Source organism: Rhizobium sp. P2_G9 (assembly GCF_056403475.1).
Genome location: NZ_JBFUFK010000079.1, coordinates 17,239 through 28,049, shown reverse-complemented (window position 1 = coordinate 28,049; position 10,811 = coordinate 17,239). Strand labels below are relative to the sequence as shown.

General features: G+C 62.0%; 8 protein-coding genes. 5 read left to right on the top strand and 3 right to left on the bottom strand.

All coding sequences use genetic code 11. From position 1 onward, the window contains the following. Positions 1–366: 366 nt before the first annotated feature. Positions 367–2,031 carry a type I secretion C-terminal target domain-containing protein gene (locus AC1DYF_RS38090; protein WP_477883834.1) on the top strand — a complete coding sequence of 555 codons (1,665 nt, stop codon included), beginning with the start codon at positions 367–369 and terminating at the stop codon, positions 2,029–2,031. Between the two features lie 264 nt (positions 2,032–2,295). Here AC1DYF_RS38090 and AC1DYF_RS38085 read toward each other — a convergent pair whose 3' ends face one another. Then, positions 2,296–3,912, bottom strand: a complete 1,617-nt coding sequence (locus AC1DYF_RS38085) for a GMC family oxidoreductase (RefSeq protein WP_477883832.1) — start codon at positions 3,910–3,912, stop codon at positions 2,296–2,298. Between the two features lie 216 nt (positions 3,913–4,128). Between AC1DYF_RS38085 and AC1DYF_RS38080 the strand changes: the two genes are divergently transcribed. Further along, entirely contained in the window at positions 4,129–4,845 is a 717-nt protein-coding gene (locus tag AC1DYF_RS38080; protein ID WP_477883830.1) for an SDR family oxidoreductase, read from the top strand. Between the two features lie 47 nt (positions 4,846–4,892). Further along, complete coding sequence (locus AC1DYF_RS38075; protein ID WP_477883828.1) at positions 4,893–5,366, top strand: GNAT family N-acetyltransferase; 474 nt, start codon at positions 4,893–4,895, stop codon at positions 5,364–5,366. Positions 5,367–5,510: 144 nt separating this feature from the next. On the opposite strand, the gene pdxR is transcribed toward AC1DYF_RS38075, so the two are convergent. Further along, positions 5,511–7,007 carry a MocR-like pyridoxine biosynthesis transcription factor PdxR gene (pdxR, locus tag AC1DYF_RS38070; RefSeq protein ID WP_477883827.1) on the bottom strand — a complete coding sequence of 499 codons (1,497 nt, stop codon included), beginning with the start codon at positions 7,005–7,007 and terminating at the stop codon, positions 5,511–5,513. Positions 7,008–7,188: 181 nt separating this feature from the next. On the opposite strand from pdxR, the gene AC1DYF_RS38065 reads away from it, so the two are divergent. Together AC1DYF_RS38065 and AC1DYF_RS38060 are read left to right on the top strand one after the other, a co-directional pair. Next, positions 7,189–8,403 carry a mandelate racemase/muconate lactonizing enzyme family protein gene (locus AC1DYF_RS38065; protein WP_477883825.1) on the top strand — a complete coding sequence of 405 codons (1,215 nt, stop codon included), beginning with the start codon at positions 7,189–7,191 and terminating at the stop codon, positions 8,401–8,403. Further along, positions 8,400–9,893: an aldehyde dehydrogenase family protein gene (locus AC1DYF_RS38060; RefSeq protein ID WP_477883823.1), complete on the top strand. Its 1,494-nt coding sequence runs from the start codon at positions 8,400–8,402 to the stop codon at positions 9,891–9,893. The genes AC1DYF_RS38065 and AC1DYF_RS38060 overlap by 4 nt, the downstream gene beginning before the upstream one ends. 89 nt (positions 9,894–9,982) lie before the next feature. Here AC1DYF_RS38060 and AC1DYF_RS38055 read toward each other — a convergent pair whose 3' ends face one another. After that, positions 9,983–10,741, bottom strand: coding sequence for an SMI1/KNR4 family protein (locus tag AC1DYF_RS38055; protein ID WP_477883822.1), 759 nt, complete (start codon positions 10,739–10,741; stop codon positions 9,983–9,985). Positions 10,742–10,811 lie beyond the last annotated feature (70 nt).

Genomic DNA, 10,811 nt, shown 5'->3' with positions numbered 1-10,811 from the left:
GCTGACGGGTGAACGGGCTGACAGATCAAGCAACGTTGTCAATTTTCCGGGTAAAATCCCGCCCCACCTGCGAAAATCAGTAAATTTCGGCGCGTGACTTGCAAATAATCAAGAAAATATTAGTTATTCTTCAACTCCTGTATGACTTTGAAACAGTAAAGTAGACAATCACAAAAGAATTCGCTAATGTAAAACGGCTTAGTTTCCTATAACTTATAGTTGCTGCCGGATAAATCGGCCTGCAGCAAAACAGCACGTTTTTAGATGAACTTTACTCCAGGCCGGCAGCGCAAGCGGTTGCGGCCCACCTTTCTGCATGCGGTCAATCATCGTTGTGAATGCTCGTTGCATTCGAGGGAGGCAGAGATGACGATCCATAAGAATGTCAAGTTCACACTGGACGGCCAGACCAAGTTCAAGGTCGGGGATTCGAAATTCGCATGGCATAGCGGCTGGATAGACTCGATCAATGTCTCCTCCGGCGACGCCGGTAAGACCTATACGAGCAAAGCCCAGCTCAAGGGGCACGACTGGGGTCTCGGCACAATGCGCTTCACCGGAGATGCGCATATGAAGGTCGTGTTGACCGATCTCGATGCCGGCGCCCATCGTTTGATCGAATATGCGCGCTTGGGCAATGCCGGCAGCGTGGTTTCGCTCAAGTCGACGATCATCGGTACCATTGCCGGCAGCGATGGAGTGGACAATATCACCACCGGTACCGGGCGGGTCGATACGCTCTATCTCTATAGCGGCAATAATGTCGTCAAGATCGGCAGCGGCGGTGCCGGCTCGATCTACACGTCCGACGGCAATGACAAGGTGACCGTCGGCAACGGTTCGGTCGACCAGATGGCCTTGGGCGACGGCAACGACACGGTCATCAATACCGCAGGCATGTGCGAGTCCATCGCGCTGCAGGGCGGCAACAACACCTTCACTGGCGGCGACGGCTGGGTGGGCGTGGTCAGCGCCCATGACGGCAACGACAAATTCACCGTCGGCGACGGCGGCGTCGAAGCCATCAAAGCCGGCGGCGGCACAAACACGATCAACGTCAATGGCGCTGGTTTCGTCAACACGATCTTTGCCTTTGGTGGAGACGACACGCTCACGATCGCCGGTTCCAACAGCGTCGATGACGTGAACCTGGGTGGCGGCAACAATCATGTCACGATCACCGGCAGCGGTTGGGTGGGAAGCGTCACGACCCAGGGCGGCGACGACACGATCCAAGCACTGGGCACCGGCGCGAACGGCATGGGCAGCATCATGGCCGGCTCAGGCAACAACACGATCGCCACCGGCGACCATTTCGTCAGTTCCATTGTCTGCTATGAAGGCAACGACACAGTGACTGTCGGCAGTGGTGGAGTGGGGCAGATCTGGCTGTTCGACGGCACCAACACCGTCACGGCGACCGGCTGGGTCGGCTCGTTGCTGCTGGGCGACGGCCAGGATACCGTGACGCTGGGTGCAGCCGGTGCTGCGCAAGTAAGCCTCTTCGATGGTGCAGATAAGCTGTCGGTATCGCAACTCACCAATCCCGACGATGTCTGTATGTTCAACGGCGGCAAGGGCATCGACACGATCAGTTTCGCGAGCTTCACCACGGGCGTGACCATTTCGCTCGCCAGTTCCGATGCGGTCGATACCAGTGTGGGCATCTTCGTCATCGTCGGTTTCGAAAATCTCACTGGCGGCAGCGGCAGCGACACGCTGACCGGCAACAGCGCCGCCAATCGGCTCAATGGCGGCGCAGGCGACAATACGCTCACCGGCAATGGCGGCGCCGATACCTTCGTCTACGCCACATCGCATGGCACCGACACGATCACCGATTTTTCAATCGGAGGGGGCGACAAGATCGATCTTTCCGGCCTGGCCGGAGTCACCGACTTCGCCGATCTCTCGGCAAACCATATGACGCAGAACGGTGGCAATACCGAGATCAGCGACGGCAGCGGTGATGTTCTCATTCTGGAAGACACCACCAAGAGCGATCTGACGGCGAACCAGTTTGTCTTTTAGGAACGTCGCGGCGGATCATGTCAGCGGGCGCATACGAGCAGTTGTGACATGTTGTGCATGAGCATAGCCCGCTCGATCAAAACGGACGGAGAGGCCCGACGTTCACGATCAACTCGGGACGCCTGTCATTGACGAGTTTGTATTGCCTGCGAACTTCGTGCCAAAGACCTCGGTCGATGGCACCGATCAAGCCATGACCAGAGCTGTCGATTTCTGGAAAGAATTGCCTTGCAAACGGCTAGCCCCTCCCCATCTCAAGCCCGATCACGCCAGCTTGGCGATCCGCTCGGCCGCCATTTCGCCGACCATGATCGACGGCGCGTTGATATTCCCCGAGGTGATGTCGGGGAAGATCGAGGCGTCGGCGACATGCAGGCCGTCAAACCCATACACCCTGAGATCCGCGTCAACGACCGATGTCGCGGGGTCCGGTCCCATGCGGCAGGTGCCACAGGGATGGAAGACCGAACCGGTTCGGGCACGGATATCGGCTTCCAGCTCGGCATCGCCTTCGACCGACCGGCCGGGCTTTGTCTCCTCGGCGATCACCGCGCCCAGCGCCCTCGTGCCGGAAAGCCGCCGCAGGAAGCGGGCGCCGGCGAGCATGTCGGCCATGTCATGCGGATCGGAGAGCGCATTGGGCTGGATCAGGGGGGCTGCGCGCCCGTCGGGCGCGGCCAGCTCCACATGGCCGAGACTCCGCGGCTTGCAGGGTGAGATCGACATGCTGAAGCCGGGATAGGGATCCGGGCTCATCAGCGGCCGCACCCCGACCGGCGCCCGCTGATAGCTGAGCGGCTGAAAATAGAGCTGCATATCCGGCACGGGCTGGCTCGGGTCCGAGCGGTAGTAGCCGCCGCCCTGATTGAGGCTCATCGACAGCGGCCCTTTGCGCGACAGAAGATAGCGCAACGCCACTCGCACCTTGCCGGCCCAGGGCCTCAGCATCTGGTTAAGGCTGGGTTCGGTGCAGCGAAAATACTGGTCGTAGCAGAGATGGTCCATGAGATTGCGGCCGACTGCAGCGCAGTCATGGATCACCGGCAGGCCGAGCCGCTGCAGCAGTGCGCCGGGGCCGATGCCCGAAAACTGCAGCAGAAGCGGCGAGCCGATGGCGCCGGCAGACAGCACGACCGCGCGACGGGCGCGAAACGTCGCTTCGCCGGCGGGCCCCTCGGTGACGACGCCGACAGCACGGCGGCCTTCGGTGAGGATGCGCTTGGCCGGGCTATTGGTCACCAGACGCAGATTCGGCCGCTTGCGCAGATAGGCTGTCGCCGCGGTTTCCCTGAGCCCCTTGCGGGTGGTGATCTGGTAATAGCCGATACCTTCGATGCTCTCGCCATTGAGATCGGCCGTGGCCGGCAGGCCAAGCTCCCTCCCCGCCGCGACGAAACGCCGGGTCAGCGGATGCACTTCGGGCTCGATGACGGTCACATGCAGCGGACCGCCGGCGCCATGCACATCGGATGCGCCGAGATCGTGATCCTCCATCCGGCGATAGACGGCCAGGACGTCGCGCCAACCCCAGCCCGGATTGCCGGCCGCCTCCCAGGCATCGAAATCGGACGGCTGGCCGCGCGAATAGACCATGGCATTGATTGTGCTGGACCCGCCGACGACGCGGCCGCGCGGCCAATAATTGGTCCGGCCGCCAAGCCCCGGCACCGGCTGGGTCTGGTACATCCAGTTGACCCGCGGGTCGTAGAAAGTCTTGCCATAGCCGATCGGGATTTTCGTCCAGATCAGGCTGGCCGGCGGCCCGGCCTCGATCAAAATGACAGAGTTGCGGCCATTCTCCGAAAGCCGTCCCGCCAGCGCTGAGCCGGCAGACCCGGCCCCGACAATGACATAGTCAGCCTCGTCCACGAACTTCTCCATCTGCGCTCGGCCTCAGCCTATCTTCAGGAGAATTGGTTTGCAAACCACGGCCATTCTGAAGAATATCACAGACCACTTGTGCGAATGCCCATGATTGGTCGCTCCGGATTCTTTTTTCGATCGCGTTGTGATCCACAATGCTGGGACGCGAATTTGATGCGTCTGGCTTTGGGCTTATCGACGATCTAACTTTGGTCTGAATCTAAGGACACGTCGATGCCAATTTCAGGGAAGAAGTTTGCCATCACTGGCGCGAGCCGCGGGCTTGGCGCAGCTTTGGCTATCGTCATGGCCGATGCGGGCGCAAGGCTCGTGCTGCTCGCACGAGACGGCAGCGCCTTGGCCGAGACGACCAGGGCAATTCACCAGCGAGCCGGTCAAGTCGTCGAGACTCTGACCTGCGACCTGTCCGATGCAGCAAGTTGCGCCGAGGCGGGTGAGACGCTGGCGCGGCGGCATCCGGATCTCGACGGATTGATCCACAACGGCGCGATGTGGCTGCCAGGATCTCTCGTGAATATGAGCGACGCAGACATCCAGGCCTGTATCGCCTCGGCGGTCATCGGCTCGCTGATCCTGACACGGCATATATTGCCCATTCTGAGCGCGAGACCGACTGCCGACATTCACACTGTCGTTTCAACCAGCGGCCTGCCCAATGCGCCACTGTCAGGGACATCGATCGCATTCAGGGCCGCGAAGGCGGCACAGGATGGCATGGTGCAGGGGCTGGCCGAGGAACTGAGAGAAACGCGCATTCGGGTAACAGCGGTCCATCCGGGAGATTTTGACAATGTCTCACCTCTCGATCCGGCTTGGAATGATCCAAGAGAGCTCGATGGTTCCCTGACCAATCGCGAAGTGGTGGAATCCATTCTGTTTGCACTCAATCTACCCCCGAACGCAACGGTCAGAACGCTGGTTATCGAATAGAATTGAAATTGGGTATTCCGGTAGAAGACGATATGAGGGGGAAAGGCATGCCAGCCCAGGACATCACAATTCACGCCGCATCGACACTGGAGGCCGAAGCGATTGGCACCCTCGTCGCCTGTCTCCTGGGCGAGCTCTATCCCAACCTCGAAGACATGTATCAACCCGCCAGACTGATACCGGTCACAGAAGAGTTGCTGACGCGTCCAACAGTGTTCGGCTTCGTCGCCAGGGATGCCGCAGGCAGTATCGTTGGCCTGGTGATGCTCAATCAGTGCGAAGCCATCTATGCCTTTGGCAGTTTTGGAGAAATTTCCGAACTCTACGTCGCGCCTGACCATCGCTCGCATGGCCTCGGAGCGGTTCTGCTTCAAGCCGCGGTCGAGTTTGCGCGGTCGAGAAACTGGTCGATGCTGGAAGTGGGTGCACCCGATATTCCCAGATGGCAAAAGACGGTGGACTTTTATGCGCAAAATGGATTTCTGCATGTGGGGCCGAGGCTGTATCTGCCGTTGAGTTAGCCGGTCCAGCCGCCTGCCCCTCTTCTCCCCTCGGGCAGAAGTGCCGAGCGAATGCGAGGCGATGAGGGGGCTCCCCACCCGCGAGGCCTCCCTCATCCGGCCCTTCGGACCACCTTCTCCCCGAGGGGGAGAAGAGGGACAGCCTCACTCAGCAGCTGGCAGATCGCGTTCCATGCTTTCGAACACCCGCGCCAGCACTTTGACGCCTGTCGAAATCCCCTGAGCACTGAATCCGGAAAAGCCGAGGAGCAGCACCTCCGGCGCCCGGGGACGTATGCAGAAGCGGCTGACCGGCGACACCGTCACGCCCTCGGCGTCGGCGCGCCGCGCCACCGTCTCGCCGTTCAGCCCGCGTTTGAGCACCGCCAGCGCATGCATGCCGGTGAGTGTCGGCTGGACGTCGAGCCAGGGAGAGAGCTCAGACGCGGCCGCGGCAAGCAGCACCTCCTGCCGCTCGCCGTAGAGCTTGCACATGCGGCGCAGATGCGCGGCGAACAGGCCCTCGTCGATGAAGGCGGCCACCGCGGCCTGCAGGCTGGTGGGAACGCCGGATGAAAACGCCCGGAGCGCCACCTCGAATGTCGGGATGAGGTTCGGCGGCGCCACCAGATAGCCGATGCGCAGCGCCGGAAACATCGATTTCGAGAACGACCCGACATAAATAACGTGCTCGCCGGCATCGATCGCCTTGAGCGCCGGCGACGGCCGGCCCGAGAGCGTGAAATCCCCATCCCAATCGTCCTCGACGACAAAGGCGCCGGCCCCAGCCGCCGCCCGCAACAGCGCGATCCGCCGCTCATGCGACATGCGGACACCGAGTGGCTGCTGATGCGACGGGGTGACGAAGGCGAGCTTGAAATCCGGCGCCTGCGCCAGGCCGTCGGCGACATCCAGCCCCTCCGGGTCGATGCCGACAGGCACGACATGGGCACCATGCACGACGAAAGAATTGCGCGCGCCGATGGCACCGGGATCCTCGAACCAGACCGCATCGCCGGGATCGAGCAGCATGGCGCCGATCAGTTGGAAAGCCTGCTGCGCGCCGGAGGTGATGAACACCTGGCCGGGCTCGCAGGCAAAGCCGCGATTGCCGCGCAAATGCCGGGCGATCGCCGCCCGCAGACCCTGATGCCCCAGCGCATCGTGATAGCCGAGGATCGCCGCACGCTCGCCCTGCCAATGCCGGTTAACGAGCCGCGCCCACTGCGCCATCGGAAACATGTCATAATCCGGCGTGGCCGTGGTGAAGGCGCGCGGCGCGTGTCCCAGCCGATCTGCAAATTGCTGCCGCGCCGCCGCCATTAGCCGCGCCAGCCGCTCGGGCTGCGCCGTGCGGGGCAGATTCTCAGGCAGGGCAGCTCTGACCGGGCTCATCGTCGCGGTGACGAACGTCCCCGATCCGGTGCGCGTTTCGAGCAATCCTTCGGAGACTAGGGATTCGAACGCCTCGACCACGGTGGTACGCGCCAGGCCGAGCTCCGCCGCCAGGATACGCGTCGCCGACAGGCGCTCTCCCGTCTGCACATGCCCTTCCAGGATCGCCTGGCGCAGCGCCGCGGCCAGTTGCGAACCGATGGTGCGGCCGGAACCCGGATCGATCCGGATCATCGTCAAAAGCGCGCCGCCGGAGCGTTTCACCATCGCTATACCCGCCAAAATTGGACTGTCATTTTCACCAGAATGGAGCTTAGAGGCAGTCCACATTTCGGGCAAGATCGGGTGGTGTTGAATGCCGGGCTGTTGCCTGTGGCGTGAAGACCCCGCCCCAAACCCCTCCCCACAAGGGGGAGGGGCTTAACTCGGCCGAACCTCTACGCCCGGATTGAGGCAGGGAGAGTGCCGCGAGTCTTCTCCCCCCTTGTGGGGGAGATGGCCGGCAGGCCAGAGAGGGTCTTCACCCACAGCCGCCGCCCGGCCCCCAAGAGGACCACCCATGAAGATCCGCAGGCTCGAAACCTTCGCTACCCCCTATGTCGGCTTCGTGCGGGTGACGACCGATAGCGGCGAACAAGGCTGGGGCCAGGTCTCCACCTACCAGGCCGACATTACCTGCGAGATCTTCCACCGCCAGGTGGCCGTGCATGCGCTCGGTACCGATGCGCTCGATTTCGCCGACACGCTGGCGCTGATCGGCGAGCGCGAGCACAAGTTTCCCGGCAGCTACCTGCGCCGGGCCATGACCGGCCTCGACACCTCGCTGTGGGACCTGCGCGGCAAGATCGAAGGCAAGCCGGTCGTCAGTCTGCTGGGCGGCAGACCCGGGCCGCTCCGCGCCTATGCCAGCTCGATGAAGCGCGACATCACGCCGGAGGACGAAGCAAAGCGCTTCCTCAAGCTGCGCGACGAAAAAGGCTTCACCGCCTTCAAATGGCGGGTCGGCGCCGAATGCGGCCGCGACCGGGATGAATGGCCGGGCCGTACCGAAGCCATCGTACCCTTGGTGGCCAGGGCGCTCGGCGACGGCATCGACAAGCTGGTCGACGCCAATTCCTGCTATTCGCCGAAGCGGGCGATCGAAGTCGGCCGCATGCTGGAGGACAACGGCATCGGCCATTACGAAGAACCCTGCCCCTATTGGGAATTCGAGCAGACCAAGGAAGTCGCCGATGCGCTCGACATCGACGTGACCGGCGGCGAGCAGGATAGCGAATTTTCCGCCTGGAAGACGATGATCGGCATGCGCGCCGTCGATATCGTCCAGCCCGACGTGATGTATCTCGGCGGCATCCACCGGACGCTCGAAGTGGCAAGGATGGCGGCCGCCGCAGGCCTGCCCTGCACGCCGCACGCCGCCAACCTGTCGCTGGTGACCATGTGCACCATGCATCTCCTGGCCGCGATCCCCAATGCCGGCAAATATCTCGAATTCTCCATCGAGAGCGAGGATTACTATCCCTGGCAGGACGGCCTCTTCCTCGGCGATCCCTATCGGATCGAAAATGGCTGTGCGATCGTGCCCGACGCCCCCGGCTGGGGGGTGGAGATCGACCCGGCCTGGCTGGACCGGGCGCAATACAAGATGTCAGAGGTGGCATGATGGGAGGATCGAAGGCGGCTCTGGTGGCAGAAATCCTGTCGACGGGACGGCTTGCCGATCTGCCGTCGGGCCATTTCATCGGCGGCGGCTTCGTCGCGGCACTGAGCGGCAGGACGATGGAGACCTTCGACCCCGGACGCGGCGCGGCCTATGCCGAGTTTGTGGCAGGAAATGCTGATGATGTCGACCGCGCTGTGCTGTCGGCCAAGGCTGCCTTCCCTGGCTGGAGGCGCACCCGGCCGGCTGAACGCGGCCGGATTCTCAGAGCCATCGCCGATACGCTGCGTAGCGAGGCCAGCCGCTTCGCCGTGGTCGAGGCGCTCGACAGCGGCAAGAAACTCTCCGAGGCCGAGGCCGACCTCAACGGCGCGATCCGAGCCTTCGAATACTATGCCGGCGCCGCCGACAAGCTCGAAGGTGCGCAGATCCCGCTCGGGCCGGACTATCTCGCCTATACGATCCTCGAACCGGTCGGCGTCGTCGCCCAGATCGTGCCGTGGAACTATCCGCTGTCGACCACCGCGCGCGGACTGGCGCCGGCTCTAGCGGCCGGCTGTTCGGTGGTGATCAAGCCGGCGGAGACGACGCCGCTCTCGGCGCTGATGCTCGCAGCGCTCGCCCGCCGCGCCGGCCTGCCCGCGGGCGTGCTCAACGTCGTCACCGGCACCGGCGCGGATGTCGGCGGACCGCTGACCGCCCATCCCGGCATCGACCACATCACCTTCACCGGCTCGGTGGCGACCGGCCAGCGGGTGATGACCGAGGCAGCACGCAACATCACTAGGCTACAGATGGAGCTCGGCGGCAAGTCGCCGCATGTCATCCTCGCCGATGCCGATCTCGACCGGGCGATCCCGGATATCATGGGCGCGATCTTCGAAAATGCCGGCCAGATCTGTTCGGCCGGATCGCGGCTGATCGTCGAACGCGGGGTCCGCGACGCCGTCGTCGACCGGCTCATCCCGGCCATGGCGGGGATGAAGGCGGGCCACGGCCTGACCAATCCCGATCTCGGGCCGGTCAATTCGGCATTGCAGCTGACGAGGATTGCCGGCCATGTCGACCGCGCCCGCGACCGCGGCCTGAGCGTGCTCACGGGCGGTTCGGTGCTGACGTCAGAAAACGCTCCCGGCGGCTGGTTCTACGCGCCGACCTTGGTCGAAGCCACCGATCCGTCCGACCCGATCGTGCAGGAAGAAGTGTTCGGCCCCGTGCTGGCCCTGCAGGCGGCCGAGGATTTCGACCATGCGCTGGTGCTCGCCAACGGTACGGACTTCGCCCTGGTGGCCGGCCTGCACACGCAAAACCTCTCCCGCGCCCATCGCTTTGCGGCGGAAGTCGATGCCGGACAGGTCTATGTCAACGAATTCTTCGCCGGCGGCATCGAAACCCCCTTCGGCGGCAACCGCCACTCCGGCTTCGGCCGCGCCAAGGGAAGAGAGGGTATTGTTGCTTATTGCCACACGAAGAATGTGTCGATCCGGGTGTGAGATGCGGTAGAGCATCGCCACGACGCCGGAAAGTACCCGACGAGCAACCGGGGACACGCCGTCCCAGGGATCTTTGTCTCTGCAGATTTTTACTCACGCTCCAGATGGTCGATCCGCAACAATCTTCGCCACGCGTGGGCATTGTCACCATCTGCGTTCAACCCTCGACCATTTTCGAAAAATGGCAGCCACTGCCAATCTTCCCCGCCTGTGCAGGCCAGAGGCACCCAACGTTCTATTAGATCGGAGAACGATGACGCTAACACCATTCCGTGGCCTTCGCCGTCATCGTGACTGAGATAAACGACCTCCTCGATATGATCTGGTCTGAGATCAATCGCGATGAGATCTCCGTTGGCAACCTCCTGGAACGCGAGCTTGTCGTGCCACACACGGTCATAGTCGTCTTTCGCATCTGGAAAACAAATCTCGATCCATTTTTTCCTACTTTCCTCAATACGGATCAAGCTTTTCAACGACCAATTCAGCTCGCCACAAAAGTTCTCGCGGAATGGACGCGGGTATTCCACCTTATCCGGCTTAGACCATTGGAAATCGACATGTGCCGAAACTGTCGTCAGAATTTCGCGGAAACTTGAAGGAAGAGATATGCCAAACTCCCTTTCAACTGCTCGAACATCGCCATCACTTGCAGGTGATTCGAATACCAACTCGTCCGTCTTGTATCCCTGTGCCGAAAGCATTCGAAGAATTGCATGCAAGTCGGCTTGAAGGTCGGCTAAGGCCACAGCAAATCCATTTGTCAGAAATTCAGATGGATTGAAATTACCCCGAAGCACCTGAAAAGCAAGCAATCTTGCACCTTTGGGATGCGACGGCGAAACCATTCAAAGCGGCCGACAATTGTAACGGTCCTATGTCCAAAAAAGAGCTGACCCGAGCCCGGATTGGTTGACA

Bases quoted from the DNA above. Each gene is read 5' to 3' on its own strand.
- AC1DYF_RS38090 (WP_477883834.1), top strand. From the start codon at position 367: ATGACGATCCATAAGAATGTCAAGTTCACACTGGACGGCCAGACCAAG.
- AC1DYF_RS38085 (WP_477883832.1), bottom strand. From the start codon at position 3,912: ATGGAGAAGTTCGTGGACGAGGCTGACTATGTCATTGTCGGGGCCGGG.
- AC1DYF_RS38080 (WP_477883830.1), top strand. From the start codon at position 4,129: ATGCCAATTTCAGGGAAGAAGTTTGCCATCACTGGCGCGAGCCGCGGG.
- AC1DYF_RS38075 (WP_477883828.1), top strand. From the start codon at position 4,893: ATGCCAGCCCAGGACATCACAATTCACGCCGCATCGACACTGGAGGCC.
- pdxR (WP_477883827.1), bottom strand. From the start codon at position 7,007: ATGGTGAAACGCTCCGGCGGCGCGCTTTTGACGATGATCCGGATCGAT.
- AC1DYF_RS38060 (WP_477883823.1), top strand. From the start codon at position 8,400: ATGATGGGAGGATCGAAGGCGGCTCTGGTGGCAGAAATCCTGTCGACG.
- AC1DYF_RS38055 (WP_477883822.1), bottom strand. From the start codon at position 10,741: ATGGTTTCGCCGTCGCATCCCAAAGGTGCAAGATTGCTTGCTTTTCAG.